Raw genomic sequence first — 18,517 nt, 5'->3', positions numbered from 1 at the left:
CATGGCGCCGGGTAGTGGTTCGAATCGACAGGCAAAGCACGTCTTCGTCACCGGAGGCGTCGCCTCCTCGCTGGGCAAGGGCCTGACCGCCTCCAGCCTCGGCCGGCTGCTGCGCTCGCGCGGGCTGCGGGTCACGATGCAGAAGCTCGACCCCTACCTCAACGTCGATCCCGGGACGATGAACCCGTTCCAGCACGGCGAGGTCTTCGTGACCAACGACGGCGCGGAGACCGACCTCGACATCGGTCACTACGAGCGCTTCCTCGACACCGACCTCAACCAGATCGCCAATGTCACCACCGGGCAGGTCTACTCCTCGGTGATCGCCAAGGAGCGCCGCGGCGACTACCTCGGCGACACCGTCCAGGTGATCCCCCACATCACCAATGAGATCAAGGACCGGATCCTCGCCATGGGCTACGGCGAGGAGCCGGTGGACGTGGTGATCACCGAGATCGGCGGCACCGTCGGCGACATCGAGTCGCTGCCCTTCCTCGAGGCCGCGCGCCAGGTGCGCCACGACATCGGTCGTGACAACTGCTTCTTCCTGCACGTCTCGCTGGTGCCGTTCATCGGCCCGTCGGGCGAGCTGAAGACCAAGCCCACCCAGCACTCCGTCGCCGCGCTGCGCCAGGTCGGCATCCAGCCCGACGCGGTGGTCTGCCGCGCCGACCGGGAGCTGCCGGAGAGCATCAAGAAGAAGATCTCGCTGATGTGCGACGTCGACCAGGAGGCCGTGGTCACGGCCGCCGACGCGCCGTCGATCTACGACATCCCCAAGGTGCTGCACCGCCAGGGCCTCGACGCGTACGTCGTGCGCCGGCTCAACCTGCCCTTCCGCGACGTCGACTGGACGGTCTGGGACGACCTGCTCCGCCGGGTGCACCACCCCAAGGAGGACGTCACCATCGCCCTGGTCGGCAAGTACATCGACCTGCACGACGCCTACCTCTCGGTGAGTGAGGCGCTGCGGGCGGGTGGCTTCGCCCACGAGGCGAAGGTGGAGATCCGCTGGGTCGCCTCCGACGACTGCGAGACGCCGGCGGGCGCCGCCAAGCACCTCTCCGACGTCGACGGGATCTGCGTCCCGGGTGGGTTCGGCATCCGTGGCCTCGAGGGCAAGCTGGGCGCGCTGACCTACGCCCGGGCGCACGAGATCCCGACCCTGGGCCTGTGCCTGGGCCTGCAGTCGATGGTGATCGAGTACGCCCGCACCGAGCTGGGCCTGACCAAGGCCGGCTCGACCGAGTTCGACCCCGACACCCCGGAGCCGGTGATCGCGACGATGGAGGAGCAGAAGTCCATCGTCGAGGGCGCCGGTGACCTCGGCGGCACCATGCGGCTGGGCCTGTACCCCGCCCAGCTCAAGGCGGGCACCCTGGCCCGGGAGGTCTACGGCGCCGAGGTGATCGAGGAGCGGCACCGCCACCGCTACGAGGTCAACAACGCCTACCGGGGCCAGCTCGAGGAGGCCGGCCTGGTCTTCTCCGGGCTCAACCCCGACCTCGACCTGGTGGAGTTCGTCGAGCTCCCGCGCGAGGTCCACCCCTACTACATCGGCACCCAGGCCCACCCCGAGCTGCGCTCGCGCCCGACCCGCCCGCACCCGCTGTTCGCGGGCCTCGTCGGCGCCGCCATCAAGCGCCAGCGCGAGACCCGCCTGGAGATCGACGACACCAACCTGCACGCCGAGCCGACCGACACCGAGTGACACCGAATGACACAGCGTGAGCCCCGGGGTGCGCAGGTGCTCCGTGACACCCCTGAGTCGTGGCCGGTCGAGGACAGCGTTGACCTGCACCGCGACGACTGGGTGGTGGCCTTCCGCTCCGACCTGATCCGCCGCCCGGGCGCCGACCACGAGGAGCCCTTCCGGCGCCTGGTGCTCGAGCACCCGGGGGCCGCGGTGATCCTGGCGATCGACGCCGAGGACCGGGTGCTGTGCATCAGGCAGTACCGGCATCCCGCGCAGGCCCGGCTGGTGGAGCTGCCGGCGGGGGTGATCGACCACCCGGGCGAGGATCCCGAGGACGTCGCCCGGCGCGAGCTGCGCGAGGAGGCGGCGCTGGCGGCCGAGCGGTGGACCCACCTGCTGTCGACGCTCAGCTCGCCGGGCTACTCCGCGGAGCGGATCCACTACTACCTCGCCGAGGACCTCTCGCCCGCCGACCGGGGCGACTTCGAGCTGCGCCACGAGGAGGCCGATCTCGAGGTGCTCTGGGTGCCCTTCGCCGACCTGGTCGACGCCATCCTCGCCGGCGAGGTGTCCGACGGCCCGGTGGTGCAGGCGGTGCTCGCCGTCCAGGTCCGCCGTGATCGGCAGGCCGGGCGTGGCTGACCTCGACCCGATCGACGCCGCGATCGTCCGCGAGCTCCAGGACGACGCCCGGGTGGCCAACAACGTGCTGGCCGCCCGGGTCGGCATCGCGCCGTCCACCTGTCACGGCCGGGTCCGCTCGCTCTTCGAGCGAGGAGTGATCCGGGGCGCGCACGCCGAGATCGACCAGGCCAGCATCGGCCGGCCGCTGCAGGCGATGATCTCGGTGCGGCTGCGCCCCCACGCCCGGGGCGAGCTGAGTGCCTTCGCGCAGGCGATGGCGACCCTGCCCGAGGTGCTCAACGTCTACTTCCTGGCCGGGGCCGACGACTTCCTGATCCACGTCGCCACGGCGGGCTCGGAGGAGCTGCGGGAGTTCGTGCTCAACCACCTCAGTGGCACCCGCGACGTCGCGATGACCGAGACCAGCCTGATCTTCGAGCACCTGCGCGGCCGACCGGCCGAACAGGCTTCGGCGCGGCGTCCGTCTCAGGCCTGATCGCCGACGATCCGATCCGGCTTTCCGTGCCGGCCGCGAATTTTCGCTCTAGCCTCTGGCGGCTGGCTCGACTGATCTTCATCATTTCTCTCCACAGGGGAATCCGCGACGGATTCCGTGACCGGGAGGAATCCAGATGCGCGTCGGCGTGCCCCAGGAAGTCAAGAACAACGAGTACCGGGTGGCGATCACGCCGATCGGCGTGCACGAGCTGGTCGCCCACGGCCACGAGGTCGTCATCCAGGCCGGCGCCGGCGTCGGCTCCCAGATCTCCGACGACGACTACGTCGCCTCGGGCGCGACGATCCTCCCCGACGCGGACGCGGTGTGGGGCACGGCCGACATGGTCCTCAAGGTCAAGGAGCCGATCGCCGAGGAGTACGCCCGGATGCGCGAGGGGCAGGTGCTGTTCACCTATCTCCACCTCGCCGCCGACAAGGCGCTCACCGAGGAGCTGATCGCGCGCAAGGTCACCGCGATCGCCTACGAGACGGTGCAGCTGCCCTCGGGCGCGCTGCCGCTGCTGTACCCGATGTCCGAGGTCGCCGGCTGCCTGGCGCCGCAGGTCGGCGCCTACTCGCTGATGAAGGCCCAGGGCGGCCGCGGCGTGCTGATGGGCGGCGTGGGCGGGGTCGCCAACGCCAAGGTGGTGATCATCGGCGCCGGCGTCTCCGGCCAGAACGCCGCCAACATCGCGCTCGGCATGGGCGCCGACGTCACGCTGCTCGACACCGACCTCGACAAGCTGCGGATGTCCTTCTGGCGTTACAACAACCGGGTCCACGGCCTGGCCTCGTCGAAGCTGGCCATCGAGCAGCAGGTGATGGAGGCCGACATGGTGATCGGCGCGGTGCTGATCCCCGGCGCGGCGGCGCCCAAGCTGGTCTCCAACGAGCTGGTCTCCCGGATGAAGCCCGGCTCGGTGCTGGTCGACATCGCGGTCGACCAGGGCGGCTGCTTCGAGGACACCCGGCCCACCACGCACGCCGACCCGACGTACCAGGTGCACGACTCGACCTTCTACTGCGTGGCCAACATGCCGGGGGCGGTGCCCAACACGTCTACCTATGCGCTGACCAACGCCACCCTGCCGTACGCCGTGGCGTTGGCCGACAAGGGCTGGGCCGACGCGTGCCGTGCCGACGCCAGCCTGGCCCTGGGCCTCAACACCCACGCGGGCCTGCTGACCAACGCCCCGGTGGGCGAGGCCACGGGCATCGCCGCGGTGCCGGTCGCGGAGGCGCTGGCCTGACGGGTCGGCGCCATGGCCTAACCTGACCGCGTGAGTGGACCAGGCGCGGTGGACCGGGCGGTCCGCACGTACCTGGACCACCTCGCGGTCGAGAAGGGGCTGGCGGCCAACACGCTGACGTCTTACCAGCGCGACCTGCGCCGCTACCGCGCCCACCTCGCCGCCGCCGGGATCGACTCGCTGGACGCGGTCACGGAGGCCACCGTCACCGAGTTCCTGATGCGGCTGCGCGAGGGCGACGCCGACCACCCGCCGCTGAGCGCGTCGAGCGCCGCGCGCACGGTGGTGGCGGTCCGCGGCTTCCACAGGTTCGCGGTCGCCGACGGGCTGGCCCGGGTCGACCCGGCCGCGGCGGTCAAGCCGCCGAGCCCGGCGAAGCGGCTGCCCAAGGCGCTGCCCCTGGCCGACGTCGAGGCGATCCTGGAGGCCGCCGGTGCGCCGGACACCCCGCTCGCGCTGCGGGACCGGGCGCTGCTCGAGATCCTCTACGGCACGGGCGCCCGGATCTCCGAGGCGGTCGGGCTCGACGTCGACGACGTCAGCCATCTCGCCGAGCCGGACCTCGACCCGGGCGACGCGACCCTGCTGCTGCGCGGCAAGGGCGGCAAGGAGCGACTGGTGCCGGTCGGGTCGTACGCACGGGCCGCGCTGTCGGCGTACCTGGTGCGGGGGCGGCCCGCGCTCGTCTCGGCCGCGACGCCCGCGCTCCTCCTCAACGCCCGCGGTGGCCGGCTCTCGCGCCAGTCGGCGTGGGCGGTGCTGGTCAAGGCCGCCGAGCGGGCGGGGGTGACCCGCGACGTCTCGCCCCACACGCTGCGCCACTCGTTCGCCACCCACCTGCTCGACGGCGGCGCCGACGTGCGCGTGGTCCAGGAGCTGCTCGGGCACGCGTCGGTCACCACGACGCAGGTCTACACGCTCGTCACCGTCGACAACCTGCGCGAGGTGTTCGCCACCGCGCACCCGAGGGCGCGCCATGGCTGAGTCGAGTGACGCGGCGTACGACCGGATCCTGGCGCACACCGAGAGACAGGGGCTGACCCTCTACCCCCACCAGGAGGACGCGATCCTCGCGCTGCTGGCGGGTGACAACGTGGTGCTCGCGACGCCGACCGGATCCGGCAAGTCGCTGGTCGCGATGGCGGCCGCGATGGGGGCGCTCGCCGATGACCGGGTGACCTTCTACACCGCGCCGATCAAGGCGCTGGTGAGCGAGAAGTTCTTCGACCTGGTCGAGATCTTCGGCGCCGCCGACGTCGGCATGCTCACCGGCGACGTCGCGGTCAACGCCGACGCCCCGGTCATCGCGTGCACCGCGGAGGTGCTCGCCAACATCGCGCTGCGCGAGGGCGACCGGGCCGACGTCGGCATGGTCGTGATGGACGAGTTCCACTTCTACGGCGAGCCGGGCCGCGGCTGGGCCTGGCAGGTGCCGCTCATCGAGCTGCCCCAGGCGCAGTTCCTGCTCATGTCGGCCACCCTCGGCGACACCACCGAGCTCGCCGCCGACCTGACCCGCCGCAACGGCCGCGACACGACCATCGTCGACCAGGCCGAGCGCCCCGTCCCGCTGGACTTCTCGTGGTCCCTGGAGCCGATGGGGGAGAAGCTCACCGAGCTGGTCACCACCGGCCAGGGCCCCGTGTACGTCGTCCACTTCACCCAGGCCGCCGCCGTCGAGCACGCCGTGTCGCTGCTCAGCGGCCCGGGCCGGCTCGACCTGGTGGTGCCGAAGGAGCGCAAGGAGCAGATCGCCGAGCGGATCGCCGGCGTCCGCTTCGCCGCCGGCTTCGGCAAGACCCTCAACAAGCTGCTGCGGCAGGGGATCGGCGTCCACCACGCCGGCATGCTGCCGCGCTACCGCCGCCTCGTCGAGCAGCTCGCGCAGGCCGGCCTGCTGACGGTCATCTGCGGCACGGACACCCTCGGGGTCGGCATCAACGTGCCGATCCGCACGGTGCTGTTCACCGGCCTGGCCAAGTTCGACGGCTCGCGGCAGCGGGTGCTGCGGACCCGCGAGTTCCTGCAGATCGCCGGCCGCGCGGGGCGGGCCGGCTTCGACACGGCGGGCTATGTCGTCGTCCAGGCCCCTGAGCACGTCATCGACAACGAGAAGGCGAAGGCCAAGTCCGAGGCCAAGAACGCCGCCAACCCGAAGAAGAAGTCCAAGCCGCAGCTGCGCAAGCCGCCCGAGGGCACCGTCGTGTGGAGCGAGCAGACCTTCGAGAAGCTGGTCGCCGGCAAGCCGGACCCGCTGAAGTCGCAGATGAAGGTCGACAACGCGATGCTGGTCAACGTGCTCTCCCGCGAGGAGGACGCCTTCCCGGTGCTGCGCCGACTGCTGATGGACAACCACGAGGAGCGGCGCAGCCAGCTCCGCCTGGCCAAGCGCGCGGTCCGGCTGGCGCGCAGCCTGGTCACCTCCGAGGTGCTGACCCGGCTCGACGAGGTCGACGCCTTCGGCCGGCGCTATGTGCTCACCGAGGCGCTGCCGGAGGACTTCGCGCTCAACCAGCCGCTCTCGCACTTCGCGCTCGCTGTGCTCGACGTGCTCGACCCCGACGCCGAGACCTTCACCCTCGACATCGTGTCGGTGGTCGAGGCGACTCTGGAGGCTCCGCGCCCGCTGCTGATGGCCCAGCGGCACGCCGCCCGGGGCGAGGCGATCGCGGCACTCAAGGCCGAGGGCGTCGAGTACGACGAGCGGATGGCCCTGGTGGAGGACATCACCTGGCCCGAGCCGCTCAGCGAGCTGCTCGAGCCGCTCTTCGAGACCTATCGCGAGCGGCATCCCTGGCTGGCGCCCGACGCGCTGGCGCCCAAGTCGGTCGTGCGGCAGATGTGGGAGCAGGGGATGGGCTTCACCGACCTCGTCTCGCGCTATCAGGTGGCCCGCTCCGAGGGGCTGGTGCTGCGCTACCTCACCGACGCCTACCGGGCGCTGCGCCAGACCGTGCCCGCGACGTACCGCACCGAGGAGCTGGACCTGCTCGTCGAGTGGCTAGGGGAGACGGTGCGCCAGGTCGACTCCTCGCTGCTCGACGAGTGGGAGGCGCTCAGCGACCCCGAGCACGCGTCGCGAGCGGTCCACGACCACGCGCCGCCGCCCCCACCACGACCGCTGAGCCAGCAGGGCCGGGTCTTCGAGGTGATGGTCCGCAACGCGCTGTGGCGCCGGGTCGAGCTGGTCGCCCGCGACGACGTCGACGCCCTCGCCGCGGTGGAGCCCGAAGGATCGGAGATGACCGCGGACCGTTGGGATGCGGCGCTCGAGGGGTATTACGACGAGCATGAACGGCTCCTCACCGATGCCGACGCCCGCGGACCGGCGCTCCTCGCGGTCGACAGGAGCGCGAGCGGCGAGTGGCGCGTCGTCCAGACCCTGCACGATCCCGAGGGCCACCACGACTGGGTCATCGAGGCCGTGGTCGACCTCGCCGCGTCCGACGAGGCGGGCGAGGCCGTCGTCCGGACCGAGGCGATGCGCGCGCTGGGCGGCTAGCGCGACCGGGATCGAAGGCTGAGCACTCCTCGCGGCGCGCCTCCCGAATGTCGCCGTGTCGACATTGTTGGATGGAGGAGTCCCGGGCTCTGGGGAAGGAGCCCGCAACCACTCAGACAAAGGTGAGGGCGATGGTCGGCTTCTACGGAGGATCCAGTGCACCCGACATGCCGCCGAGGATGCCGATCCCGGCGCCCGGCAGCGACGTACCGCTCGGCACGGAGGACGCGGCCGTGACCGGGGAGGCGACGCGCGAGGACGCGATGACGCTGCAGTTCCCACTGCCGGACCGCGCCGCGCCCGAGACGGCGGCGGTGCAGACCCAGTCCGGCGAGCTGGGCCCGACCGGGCGGCCGATGCCGGTGCTGCCCGACCCGAAGCCGGTGACGGCCCACGGGAACGCCCGGGTGATCTCGATGTGCAACCAGAAGGGTGGCGTCGGCAAGACCACGACGACCATCAACCTGGGCGCGGCGCTGGCCGAGTACGGCCGCAAGGTGCTGCTCGTCGACTTCGACCCGCAGGGCTCGCTGTCGGTGGGCCTGGGCCTCAACCCGCACGAGATGGAGAGCACGGTCTACAACCTGCTCATGGACCCGGAGGCCACCCTCGACGAGGTCGTGGTGCCCTCCGGCGTGCCGGGCATGGACCTGCTGCCGTCCAACATCGACCTGTCCGCCGCCGAGGTGCAGCTGGTCCACGAGGTCGCCCGCGAGCAGACGCTGAAGCGCGTGCTCGCCCCGGCGATCGAGCAGTACGACGTCATCCTCATCGACTGCCAGCCCTCGCTCGGCCTGCTGACGGTCAACGCGCTCACCGCCTCCGACGGCGTGATCGTGCCGCTGGAGTGCGAGTACTTCGCGCTGCGCGGCGTCGCGCTGCTCAAGGCCACCATCGACAAGGTCAAGCAGCGGCTCAACCCCGGCCTGGAGGTCGACGGCGTCCTCGGCACCATGTACGACGGCCGCACCCTCCACGGGCGCGAGGTGTTGGAGCGCCTGGTGCAGGCCTGGGGCGACCAGGTCTTCCACACCGTGATCCGACGCACGGTGAAGTTCTCCGACTCCACCGTCGCCGGCGAGCCGATCACGTCGTACGCCTCCGGCTCGAGCGGGGCGGAGGCGTACCGCCAGCTCGCGAAGGAGGTGGCGGTCCGTTGCCTCGACGTGTGAGCATGCCGGCCGCGGACGACCTGTTCCGGCCGACCGCCGACGCGCCGGGTCCCGCGGTGCGCGCCGTTCCCGACCCGCCCGCCAACGTACCCGAGAAGCAGCCGAAGGGTCCCACCGGCCGGGTCCGCCACGAGGAGAAGATCACGGTCTACGTCTCCTCGGCGGAGCTGATGCAGCTGGAGCAGGCCCGGCTGACCCTGCGCGGGGAGCACGGCATGGCCGTCGACCGCGGTCGCCTGGTCCGCGAGGCGCTGCACCTGGTCCTGGGCGAGCTCGAGGCCGAGGGGGAGAGCTCCGCGCTGGTCAGGCGCCTGCGTGAGTCATGATGCAGGCGTGAGCGAGGTCGAGGCGGAGGAGGGGCACGGCGGGTTCGCCGTGCGCCTGGCCAACTTCGAGGGCCCGTTCGACCTGCTGCTGAGCCTGATCTCGAAGCACAAGCTCGACGTCACCGAGATCGCGCTGTCGAAGGTCACCGACGAGTTCATCGCCCACATCAAGCAGCTCCCCGACGACTCGCTGGAGGAGACGACCTCCTTCCTGCTGGTCGCCGCGACCCTGCTCGACCTCAAGGCCGCCCGGCTGCTGCCGGCCGGCGACGTGGAGGACGAGGAGGACCTGGCCCTGCTGGAGGCGCGGGACCTGCTGTTCGCCCGGCTGCTGCAGTACAAGGCCTACAAGCAGGTCGCGGCGGTGCTCGACCAGCGGCTGCAGGCCGAGGCGCGCCGCTACCCGCGGGCGGTCGGCCTGGAGGAGCGGTACGCCGGACTGCTGCCGGAGGTGCTGATCGGGATCGGCCTCGACGCCTTCGCGGCGCTGGCCGCCAAGGCGATGACGCCCCGCCCCGAGCTGCAGCTCACCCTGCACCACATCCACGCGCCGACCGTCAGCGTGCGCGAGCAGGCGGCGATCGTCGTCGACCGGCTGCGCCGCAGCGGCACCCTCACCTTCCGGGCGCTGTGCGGCGACTCGCCGGACACGCTCACCACGGTGGCCCGCTTCCTGTCCCTGCTCGAGCTCTTCCGCGAGGGCGCGGTGGCCTTCGACCAGGTGACCCCGCTCGGGGAGCTGACCGTGCGCTGGACCGGCGACGAGGCGGTCGACGTGGAGGACCTGATCACCGACGAGTTCGACGGGGCGGCGCCGGCCGAGGACGCGCCCGCGGAGGAGAAGCCCAGCGATGACGGAGCAGCCAGCGATGACTGACCAGACCGACGAGCCGGTCGAGGAGGCCGCGGCCGAGCCGGTCGCCGAGCTGCGGCCGGCGCTGGAGGCGGTGCTGATGGTCGCCGACCAGCCGCTCGACGCGGTGGCCCTGGCGACCGCGGTCCGCTATCCCGAGACCGAGGTCGTCGCCGCGCTGAGCGCCCTCGCGGCCGAGTACGACGAGCAGGGCCGCGGCTTCGAGCTGCGCAATGTCGCCGGCGGCTGGCGCTACTACACCCGCGAGGAACTGGCGCCGGTCGTCGAGGCGTTCGTGCTCGAGGGCCAGCAGGCCCGGCTCACCCAGGCCGCCCTGGAGACCCTCGCCGTCGTCGCCTACCAGCAGCCCGTCTCGCGGGCCCGGGTGTCGGCGGTGCGGGGGGTCAACGTCGACGGCGTGATGCGGACCCTGCTCAGCCGCGGCCTGGTCGAGGAGGCCGGCCGCGACGGCGAGCACGGCGCGACCCTCTACCGCACGACCAGCTACTTCCTGGAGCGGATCGGCATCGTCTCCCTCGACGAGCTGCCCGACCTGGCGCCGCACCTGCCCGAGCTGGCGGACGTCGAGGAGGAGCTGCGCGAGAGCGTCGCCGAGCCGGTCGAGGCGCCCGCCGAGCGCGGGGACGAGGAGGCGCGCGATGACGCGTGACATCGCGGTCGACGACGACGGCCAGATCCGGCTGCAGAAGCTGCTCGCCCAGTCCGGCGTCGCCTCGCGGCGCCGGTGCGAGGAGCTGATGCTCGACGGCGAGGTGGAGGTCGACGGCGAGGTCGTGACCCGGCTCGGCACCAAGGTCGACCCGCGGACCGCGGTGATCAAGGTGTCCGGCAAGCGGCTGCCGCCGGTGTCCGAGCACGTCTACCTGGTGCTCAACAAGCCCCGCGGCGTGGTCTCCACGATGTCCGACCCGCAGGGCCGGCGGACGCTCGGCGACCTGGTGGCCGACCGGCCGGAGCGGCTCTTCCACGTCGGCCGGCTCGACACGGACACCTCGGGCCTGCTGCTGCTCACCAACGACGGCGAGTTCGCGCACCGGATGGCGCACCCGTCCTTCGAGGTGGAGAAGACCTATGTCGCCGAGGTCGCCGGCCGGATCGCCAAGGGCACCGTCGCCGACCTGCTCGCGGGGGTGACGCTCGACGACGGCCCGGTGGAGGTGCGCCGGGCGCGGGTGATCGACAGCTCGGCCGACAGGTCGATCATCGAGCTGGTCATCCACGAGGGCCGCAACCGGATCGTGCGCCGGCTGCTCGACCAGGTCGGGCACCCCGTCCGCCAGCTCAGCCGCACCCGGTTCGGCCCGATCGAGCTCGGGACCCTGCGCGGCGGCGCGATCCGCGAGCTGTCCGACGACGAGCTGGGCCAGCTGCTCGAGCTGGTCGGGCTGTAGCCGTCGTCGTCTAGGGTGCGGAGATGACCCCGAACCCGGACGCACCGCGCCCGGTCGCGCTCGTCACCGGGTCCACCTCGGGCATCGGCGCGGCCGTCGCCCGCCGCCTGGCCGACGACGGCTACGCCGTGATCGTGCACGGCCGCTCCGCCGACCGGGGCGGCGCGCTGGCGCGCGAGCTCGACGGCGCCTTCGTGCGGGCCGATCTCGCGGACGACGCGGAGCGGGTGCGGCTGGTCCGCGAGGCGCTCGCGGCGTACGGGCGGCTCGACGTGCTGGTCAACAACGCCGGCCTGAGCCGGGTCATCGCGCACGACGACCTCGACGCCGCGACGCCGGAGGTGTGGCACGAGCTGACCGAGGTCAACGTCGTCGCCCCCTTCCGGCTCGTCGCCGAGGCCCGGCCCGCCCTGCTCGCCGCGGCGTCGCGCGGGCGCGCCGGGTGCGTGGTCAACATCAGCTCGCACGCCGGGGTGCGACCGAAGGGCGCGTCCATCCCGTACGCCGCGACGAAGGCGGCGCTCAACCACACCACCCGCCTGCTCGCCCGCACCCTCGCGCCCGCGATCCGGGTCAACGCGGTCGCGCCGGGACTGGTCCACACCCCGCTCACCGCGGACTGGACCGACGCCCAGGAGCTGTGGCGCGAGCACGCCCCGATGCGGCGCGCGGCCCGTCCCGAGGACGTCGCGGACACGGTCGCCGCGCTCGTCGCGTCGGACTACCTGACGGGCGAGATCGTGGTCCTCGACGGGGGAATGAGCCTGACGTGACCGACGACGGCGGTGCGGTGATCCCGGTGCCACCGGTGCCCGCCGCCCTGCGCCGACATGTCGTCGCGCGGATCCCGTACGACGTCGACTTCGGCGCGCCCGGCGTGCACCGGGGCCTGCCGTCGACCACGATCACGCTGGTGCTGCCGCTCGACGACCCGCTCCGGGTCTCCTGGGCCGGGCGGCCCGCCAGCCTGCACGCCGCGTGGGCCTCGCTGTCCGGCCTGCACACCGAGCCCGCGGCGATCCACCACGACGGGACGCAGCGAGGCGTGCAGCTCGCGCTGAGCGTCGAGGGCGTCCGGGTGCTGCTGGGGCGACCCGCCGCGGACCTGTCCGGCGCGCTGACCGACCTCGACGAGGCCGTCGTACCGGCGGCCTTGCGGGAGCTGCCCGAGCGGCTGCACGCGCTGAGCTCGTGGACCGCGCGGATCGCGCTGGTCGACCGCACCCTCGCCGCCCTGGCCGCGCGCGGCGGCGACCCGGCGCCGCGCGCGGAGGTGGCGCACGCCCTGGCGCTGCTGACCTCGGGCAGCCGGGTGAGCGAGGTGGCCGCCGAGGTCGGCTACAGCCGGCGCCGGCTCGGGACGCTGGTGCGAGCCGAGTGCGGGCTGGCGCCCAAGGCGTTCCAGCGGGTGGCGCGGCTGGAGAGCGCGCGCGGCCTGCTCGGGCATCGGCCCCTGGCGGAGGTGGCCGCCGCGTGCGGGTACGCCGACCAGGCGCACCTGACCCGCGAGTGGACCGCCCTGGCCGGCTGTACGCCGACCACCTGGCTGCGCGAGGAGTTCCCGTTCGTTCAAGACCGGCCGGGCGAGGAGGGCGCAGGCTCGGGTCATGAGCACTGAGCAAGCAGCAGCACGAGTCCGGCTCTGGCCCGCCCTGCAGTTCCGCGACGTCGACGCGATGACCGCGTGGCTGCGGACGATCGGGTTCGTCGAGCACGGCACCTACCGTGACGAGTCCGGCACCGTCGTCCACGCCGAGTGGCTGTGGCCGGCCGGCGGCGGGATCATGTTCGGCGCGGTCCGCCCCGACGCCCCGCTGCAGCCGGCGGGCTCGGGGGCGGCGTACCTGGTCACCGACGATCCGGACGCGGTCTTCGACGCGGCGCTCGCGGCGGGCGCCACGGTCGAGCGGGCGATGGCCGACCAGGACTACGGCGGTCGCGGTGGCAGCGTGCGCGACCCGGAGGGCAACCACTGGTCGTTCGGGTCCTACCAGCCGGGCGGGGAGCCGGAGGAGTGACCGGCATCCCCTAGCCTTGCCTGCGTGTCTGAGACGAGTGTGCTCGTAGGCCCGGTCGAGATCGTCGGGACCGGCCTGATCGGCACCTCGATCGCGCTGGCCTGCCGTCGCGCCGGGCTCGAGGTGCTGCTCACCGACACCACCTCGGACCACGTGCGCACCGCGACCGGGCTCGGCGCCGGCCGGGCCCGCACGGACCAGGACGAGCCGCAGCTGGTCGTGGTCGCCGTACCTCCGGACGCGCTGGGCGCGGTGATCACCGAGGTGCTCGACCGGGTCGGCCCGGAGACCGTCGTGACCGACGTGGGCAGCGTCAAGGCCGGTCCGCTGGACGCGGTGGCGGGCCATCGGTCCGTAAGCCGGTACGTCGGCAGCCACCCGATGGCCGGCACCGAGCACTCCGGTCCGCTCACGGCCAATGCCGAGCTCTTCGACGGCCGGCCCTGGGCGATCACGCCCGGCCCCGACGCGGCGCCGTCCGCGACCCGGGTGGTCGAGGCGCTGGCACTGGTGTGTGGTGCGGTCCCGGTGCACCTGAGCCCGGTCGAGCACGACCGTGCCGTGGCGCGGACCTCTCACGTCCCGCACCTGATGGCGGCTCTCGTCGCCGGGACGCTCGCGGGCGCCTCGGCCGACCACCTCGCGCTCTCGGGCACCGGTGTCCGCGACGTGACCCGGGTCGCCGGCGGTGACCCGCGGCTCTACAGCCAGATCATCGGCGGCAACGCGACCGCGGTCGCCGCGCTGCTGGCCGAGGTCCGCGACCGGCTGGACCTCGCCCTGGAGGCGGTCGTCGGCGGCGACCGGGTGGGCCTGGAGTCGCTTCTCGCCTACGGCCAGGCCGGCACCCGCGCCATCCCCGGCAAGCACGGCGCCGCGCCGGAGCCGATGGAGGCGGTCCGGGTGGCCCTGCCCGACCAGCCGGGCGGGCTGGCCCGGCTGTTCGCCGACGCCGGCGACAGCGGCGTCAACATCGAGGACGTCCGCATCGACCACGACCCGGGCCGCCCGGTCGGCCAGGTCGAGCTCGACGTCGTCGTGGGCCGGGCCGAGGAGCTGCGGGCCGCTCTGGAGTCGAGAGGGTGGGTGACCCACCGGTAAGGTGCCGCCCGTGGACCAGCCGGTGAATGTTGTCGTGGCAGTGGACGGAACCTCCGGCTCGGGCAAGTCCAGCACCTGCCGTGCCGTGGCCGACCGGCTCGGCCTGCGCTATCTCGACACCGGCGCCCAGTACCGCGCGGTCACCTGGTGGATGCTCGACCAGGGCATCGACGTGCACGACCCGGCCGCCGTCGCCGCGCGCGCCGGCGAGCCGGTGCTCGTCTCGGGGACCGACCCGCTCGCGCCGACGATCACCGTCGACGGCCGTGATGTCTCCGTCGAGATCCGCGGCGACGCGGTCAACGGCGCGGTCTCGCCGGTCAGCGCGGTCCCCGAGGTCCGCGCCCGGCTGGTCGAGATCCAGCGCGAGCTGATCGGCGCCGGGGGGATCGTGGTCGAGGGCCGCGACATCGGCTCCGTGGTGTGGCCGCAGGCGGAGCTCAAGGTCTACCTGACCGCCGACCCGGCTGCCCGCGCCGCCCGTCGGGCGCTGGAGAACGGCGGCGCCGACGTCGCCGCCACCCGCGCGTCGCTGCTGGCCCGGGACGAGATCGACTCGGGCCGCGCGGTCGCCCCGTTGACCATGGCCGACGGCGCGGTCCACGTGGACTCCACGGACCTGACCCTCGACGAGGTCGTCGACGTCGTGGTGGGCCTGGTGATGGAGCGGGTGTGACCGCGGGGGTGAGCGCACACACCCAGCGGCCGCGCAGCGACACGGTCCGGACGCCGGCGCGCGGGCTGCTGGTGCGCGGGCGGCCCACCTCGCGCTGGCTGATCCGACGCCGCTGGGACGTGCGGGTGCACCACCCCGAGCGGTTCCCCGCCACGGGCCCGGCGGTGGTGGCCGGCAACCACATCGGCTTCGTGGACGGCCCGCTGATGGCGATCTTCGCGCCCCGGCCGGTGCACGCGCTGACCAAGACCGAGATGTTCTCGGGGCCGCTGGGCGCCTTCCTGCGCGCCTCGGGCCAGATCCCCCTCGACCGCGACCACACCGACCCGGCGGCCGTCCGGATGGCGCTGCGGGTGCTGCGCGAGGGGCACGCCGTCGGGGTGTTCCCGGAGGGCACCCGCGGGCCGGGGGACCTGGAGCGCTTCCACGGCGGCGCGGCCTACCTGGCGCTGGTGACGGGGGCGCCCGTCGTACCGCTGATCTTCCTGGGCTCGCGCGACCCGGGCGGGTCGAGCAGCTCGCTGCCCCACGGGGGAGCGCGGATCGACATCGTCGTGGGGGAGCCGTACGCCGTCGATGCGGCTCCCTGGCCCCGGACGCGGGAGAATGTCCGTCTGACCTCGGCCGCGCTGCGCACCCACCTGCAGCAGCAGCTGGCCGAAGCCCTGGACGAGACGGGGCGGCGCCTGCCCGGACCGCTCCCGCAAGGAGAACCTGATGAGTGAAGACACCCCGACCGGGGTGGTCCCGGTGCTGGCCGTCGTCGGCCGTCCCAACGTCGGCAAGTCGACCCTGGTGAACCGGATCCTCGGTCGCCGCGAGGCCGTCGTCGAGGACATCCCCGGAGTCACCCGCGACCGGGTGTCGTACGACGCCGAGTGGGCCGGGCGGGCCTTCACGCTCGTCGACACCGGCGGCTGGGACCCCGACGCCCGCGGCATGGCCGAGCGGATCAAGGTCCAGGCCGAGGTCGCGGTGACCCTGGCCGACGCGGTCCTCTTCGTGGTCGACGCCTCGGTCGGCATCACCGACGCCGACGAGGCCGTGGTCCGGGTGCTGCGCAAGTCCGGCAAGCCGGTCGTGCTCGCCGCCAACAAGGTCGACGACGAGCGGGCCGAGGCGGAGGCCTACGGGCTGTGGAATCTCGGCCTCGGTGAGCCGCACTCCGTCTCGGCGCTCCACGGCCGCGGCTCGGGCGACCTGCTCGACGCCGTCCTCGACGTGCTCCCCGAGGCCCCCGACCGGGTCGAGGAGGAGCTCGGCGGACCGCGCCGGATCGCCATCGTCGGCCGGCCCAATGTCGGCAAGTCGTCGCTGCTCAACAAGCTCGCGGGCGAGGAGCGCGTCGTCGTCGACAATGTCGCCGGCACCACGGTCGACCCGGTCGACGAGCTCGTCGAGCTCGGCGGCCGCGAGTGGCGCTTCATCGACACCGCCGGCATCCGCAAGCGGGTCAAGGAGGCCTCGGGCCACGAGTACTACGCCTGGCTGCGCACCTCCACCGCGATCGAGCGGGCCGAGGTGTGCGTGTTGGTGCTGGCCGGCAACGAGTCCATCGCCGAGCAGGACATGCGGATCCTGCAGGAGGTGCGCGAGGCCGGCAAGGCGCTCGTGATCGCCTTCAACAAGTGGGACCTGGTCGACGCCGAGCGCCGCTACTACCTCGACCGCGAGATCGAGCGCGACCTGGTGCAGGTGCAGTGGGCGCCGCGGATCAACATCACCGCCAAGACCGGCTGGCACATCGACCGCCTGGTGCCCGCGCTGGACCGCGCGATCGAGGGCTGGGAGACCCGGATCTCCACCGGCGCGCTCAACGCCTTCCTCGGCCGAATCGTCGCCGAGCACCCCCACCCGGTGCGGGGCGGCAAGCAGCCGCGGATCCTGTTCGGCAGCCAGGTGCAGAGCGCGCCGCCGGTGTTCAAGCTGTTCACCACCGGCAAGCTGGACCAGGGCTACGAGCGGTTCATCGAGCGCCGGCTGCGTGAGGAGTTCGGCTTCGTCGGCACCCCGATCGAGATCAAGGTCCAGCCGCGGGAGAAGCGCGCCCGCCGCTGACCCGGCGGCGGGTCAGATCCGCTCGATGATGGTGCCGGTCGCCATGGCGCCGCCGGCGCACATCGAGATCAGCGCGGTGCCCTGGTCGCGGCGCTCCAGCTCGTGCAGGGCGGTGGTGATCAGCCGCACGCCGGTGGCACCCACCGGGTGACCGAGCGCGATCGCGCCACCGTTGACGTTGACCTTGTCCAGGTCGACGCCGTGCACGCCGGCCCAGGACAGCACGACGGAGGCGAACGCCTCGTTGACCTCGAACAGGTCGAAGTCGCCGATCGCCATGCCGGTCTTGTCGAGCAGGCGCTGGGTGGCGTCGATGGGGCCGTCGAGGTGGAAGTACGGGTCGGAGCCGACCAGGCACTGCGCCTTGATCCGGGCGCGCGGGGTCAGGCCCAGCGCGCGCGCCTTCTCCTCGTCCATGATGAGCAGCGCAGCGGCGCCGTCGGAGATCTGCGAGGAGGTGCCGGCGGTGTGCAGGCCGTCCTCGAGCACGGTGCGCAGGCCGGCCAGGCCCTCGGCGGTGGTCTCGCGCAGGCCCTGGTCGGCGTCGACGACCCGGGCCTCGCCGGTCGGGTTGCCCTCGGCGTCGAGGACCGGCGCCGAGATCGGGGCGATCTCGCGCTTGAAGCGGCCCTCGTCGACGGCCACCTTGGCCTTGGCCTGGGAGGCGAGGCCGAGCGCCTCGAGGTCGGCCCGGGTCAGGCCGCGGTTGCGCGCGATCCGGTCGGCGGCCTCGAACTGGTTGGGCATGTCGATCGACCAGTCGGCGGGCCGGGGGTCGCCCATCCCCGGCGGCACGTTGGCCCCGAGCGGGATGCGCGACATCATCTCGACGCCGCAGGCGATGCCGACGTCGATGGTTCCGGCGGCGACCATGTCGTTGACCAGGTGGGTGGCCTGCTGGCCCGAGCCGCACTGGGCGTCGAGGGCGGTCCCGGCCGTGGCCTGGGGGAGCCCGGCGTAGAGCCAGGCTCGGCGGACGGCGTCATTGGACTGCTCGCCGGCCTGGGTGACGCAGCCGCCGATCACCTGCTCCACCAGGGCCGGGTCGACCCCGGCGCGGCGCAGCACCTCGGCCTGCACGAAGCCCAAGGTCTGGGCCGGGTGCAGGCCCGCCAGCCAGCCCTTGCGCTTGCCGAGGGGAGTGCGGACTGCTTCGACGATCACCGGGTTGCCCATGAGCGCACCGTAGCACTGAAGTAGAACACGTTCTACCCGTCGTCCCACCGGCGGTTCGACACGGAAAAGTCGTTTCACGAAACCCTTTCGTATTGGCGCGATGCTTTGTACGGTGGCTCTAGAACGTGTTCCACCCCAATGGCCGTCCAGTAGCG

19 protein-coding genes are annotated in these 18,517 nt (G+C 72.8%); 18 read left to right on the top strand and 1 reads right to left on the bottom strand.

The window, feature by feature from the left end; translation table 11 throughout:
* Nucleotide 1 precedes the first annotated feature (1 nt).
* The 18 genes from pyrG to der all read left to right on the top strand — a co-directional run bounded on the left by pyrG (nucleotide 2) and on the right by der (nucleotide 17,186).
* Nucleotides 2-1,711 (top strand): CTP synthase, encoded by a 1,710-nt coding sequence (pyrG, locus tag JOD66_RS00315; protein ID WP_205126174.1) that lies wholly within the window; start codon nucleotides 2-4, stop codon nucleotides 1,709-1,711.
* A 6-nt stretch (nucleotides 1,712-1,717) separates the two neighbouring features.
* The gene (locus JOD66_RS00310; RefSeq protein ID WP_204834984.1) at nucleotides 1,718-2,338 is read left to right on the top strand and encodes an NUDIX domain-containing protein; all 621 of its coding nucleotides are present in this window, start codon (nucleotides 1,718-1,720) and stop codon (nucleotides 2,336-2,338) included.
* Complete coding sequence (locus JOD66_RS29320; protein WP_307823204.1) at nucleotides 2,331-2,816, top strand: Lrp/AsnC family transcriptional regulator; 486 nt, start codon at nucleotides 2,331-2,333, stop codon at nucleotides 2,814-2,816. Before JOD66_RS00310 ends, JOD66_RS29320 begins: the two co-directional genes overlap by 8 nt.
* Nucleotides 2,817-2,952: 136 nt before the next feature.
* Nucleotides 2,953-4,068 carry an alanine dehydrogenase gene (gene ald / locus JOD66_RS00300; protein ID WP_204834982.1) on the top strand — a complete coding sequence of 372 codons (1,116 nt, stop codon included), beginning with the start codon at nucleotides 2,953-2,955 and terminating at the stop codon, nucleotides 4,066-4,068.
* A gap of 30 nt (nucleotides 4,069-4,098) precedes the next feature.
* Nucleotides 4,099-5,052 carry a site-specific tyrosine recombinase XerD gene (locus JOD66_RS00295; protein ID WP_204834981.1) on the top strand — a complete coding sequence of 318 codons (954 nt, stop codon included), beginning with the start codon at nucleotides 4,099-4,101 and terminating at the stop codon, nucleotides 5,050-5,052.
* Nucleotides 5,045-7,570, top strand: coding sequence for a DEAD/DEAH box helicase (locus tag JOD66_RS00290; protein ID WP_204834980.1), 2,526 nt, complete (start codon nucleotides 5,045-5,047; stop codon nucleotides 7,568-7,570). The genes JOD66_RS00295 and JOD66_RS00290 overlap by 8 nt, the downstream gene beginning before the upstream one ends.
* Nucleotides 7,571-7,926: 356 nt before the next feature.
* Nucleotides 7,927-8,742, top strand: coding sequence for a ParA family protein (locus JOD66_RS00285; protein ID WP_239545502.1), 816 nt, complete (start codon nucleotides 7,927-7,929; stop codon nucleotides 8,740-8,742).
* Nucleotides 8,743-8,744: 2 nt separating this feature from the next.
* A complete protein-coding gene (locus JOD66_RS00280) occupies nucleotides 8,745-9,068 on the top strand; it encodes a hypothetical protein (protein WP_372442821.1) in 324 nt (107 codons plus the stop codon).
* 7 nt (nucleotides 9,069-9,075) lie between these two features.
* Nucleotides 9,076-9,945 carry a segregation and condensation protein A gene (locus JOD66_RS00275; protein WP_204834978.1) on the top strand — a complete coding sequence of 290 codons (870 nt, stop codon included), beginning with the start codon at nucleotides 9,076-9,078 and terminating at the stop codon, nucleotides 9,943-9,945.
* Nucleotides 9,938-10,591: an SMC-Scp complex subunit ScpB gene (gene scpB / locus JOD66_RS00270; protein ID WP_204834977.1), complete on the top strand. Its 654-nt coding sequence runs from the start codon at nucleotides 9,938-9,940 to the stop codon at nucleotides 10,589-10,591. The genes JOD66_RS00275 and scpB overlap by 8 nt, the downstream gene beginning before the upstream one ends.
* On the top strand, nucleotides 10,581-11,333 hold the full coding sequence (locus JOD66_RS00265; protein WP_204834976.1) for a pseudouridine synthase: 753 nt from the start codon (nucleotides 10,581-10,583) through the stop codon (nucleotides 11,331-11,333). Before scpB ends, JOD66_RS00265 begins: the two co-directional genes overlap by 11 nt.
* A gap of 23 nt (nucleotides 11,334-11,356) precedes the next feature.
* Nucleotides 11,357-12,106, top strand: coding sequence for an SDR family NAD(P)-dependent oxidoreductase (locus tag JOD66_RS00260; protein ID WP_204834975.1), 750 nt, complete (start codon nucleotides 11,357-11,359; stop codon nucleotides 12,104-12,106).
* Nucleotides 12,103-12,951: a helix-turn-helix domain-containing protein gene (locus JOD66_RS00255; RefSeq protein ID WP_307823201.1), complete on the top strand. Its 849-nt coding sequence runs from the start codon at nucleotides 12,103-12,105 to the stop codon at nucleotides 12,949-12,951. Before JOD66_RS00260 ends, JOD66_RS00255 begins: the two co-directional genes overlap by 4 nt.
* A complete protein-coding gene (locus JOD66_RS00250; RefSeq protein ID WP_204834974.1) occupies nucleotides 12,941-13,351 on the top strand; it encodes a VOC family protein in 411 nt (136 codons plus the stop codon). Before JOD66_RS00255 ends, JOD66_RS00250 begins: the two co-directional genes overlap by 11 nt.
* 24 nt (nucleotides 13,352-13,375) lie before the next feature.
* The gene (locus tag JOD66_RS00245; RefSeq protein WP_307823200.1) at nucleotides 13,376-14,452 is read left to right on the top strand and encodes a prephenate dehydrogenase; all 1,077 of its coding nucleotides are present in this window, start codon (nucleotides 13,376-13,378) and stop codon (nucleotides 14,450-14,452) included.
* A gap of 34 nt (nucleotides 14,453-14,486) precedes the next feature.
* A complete protein-coding gene (gene cmk / locus JOD66_RS00240; RefSeq protein ID WP_307823199.1) occupies nucleotides 14,487-15,128 on the top strand; it encodes a (d)CMP kinase in 642 nt (213 codons plus the stop codon).
* Between the two features lie 8 nt (nucleotides 15,129-15,136).
* On the top strand, nucleotides 15,137-15,853 hold the full coding sequence (locus JOD66_RS00235; RefSeq protein ID WP_204834972.1) for a lysophospholipid acyltransferase family protein: 717 nt from the start codon (nucleotides 15,137-15,139) through the stop codon (nucleotides 15,851-15,853).
* Nucleotides 15,846-17,186: a ribosome biogenesis GTPase Der gene (gene der, locus JOD66_RS00230; protein WP_204834971.1), complete on the top strand. Its 1,341-nt coding sequence runs from the start codon at nucleotides 15,846-15,848 to the stop codon at nucleotides 17,184-17,186. Before JOD66_RS00235 ends, der begins: the two co-directional genes overlap by 8 nt.
* A 12-nt stretch (nucleotides 17,187-17,198) precedes the next feature.
* Here the strand turns inward: der and JOD66_RS00225 are convergent, their stop codons facing one another.
* Complete coding sequence (locus tag JOD66_RS00225; protein ID WP_204834970.1) at nucleotides 17,199-18,362, bottom strand: steroid 3-ketoacyl-CoA thiolase; 1,164 nt, start codon at nucleotides 18,360-18,362, stop codon at nucleotides 17,199-17,201.
* Between the last annotated feature and the right edge of the window lie 155 nt (nucleotides 18,363-18,517).

Source organism: Nocardioides nitrophenolicus, from assembly GCF_016907515.1.
GTDB classification, from domain to species: Bacteria; Actinomycetota; Actinomycetes; order Propionibacteriales; family Nocardioidaceae; genus Nocardioides; species Nocardioides nitrophenolicus.
Note: the sequence above shows the minus strand (reverse complement) of the source record. Positions and strands in the feature narration are given on the sequence as shown.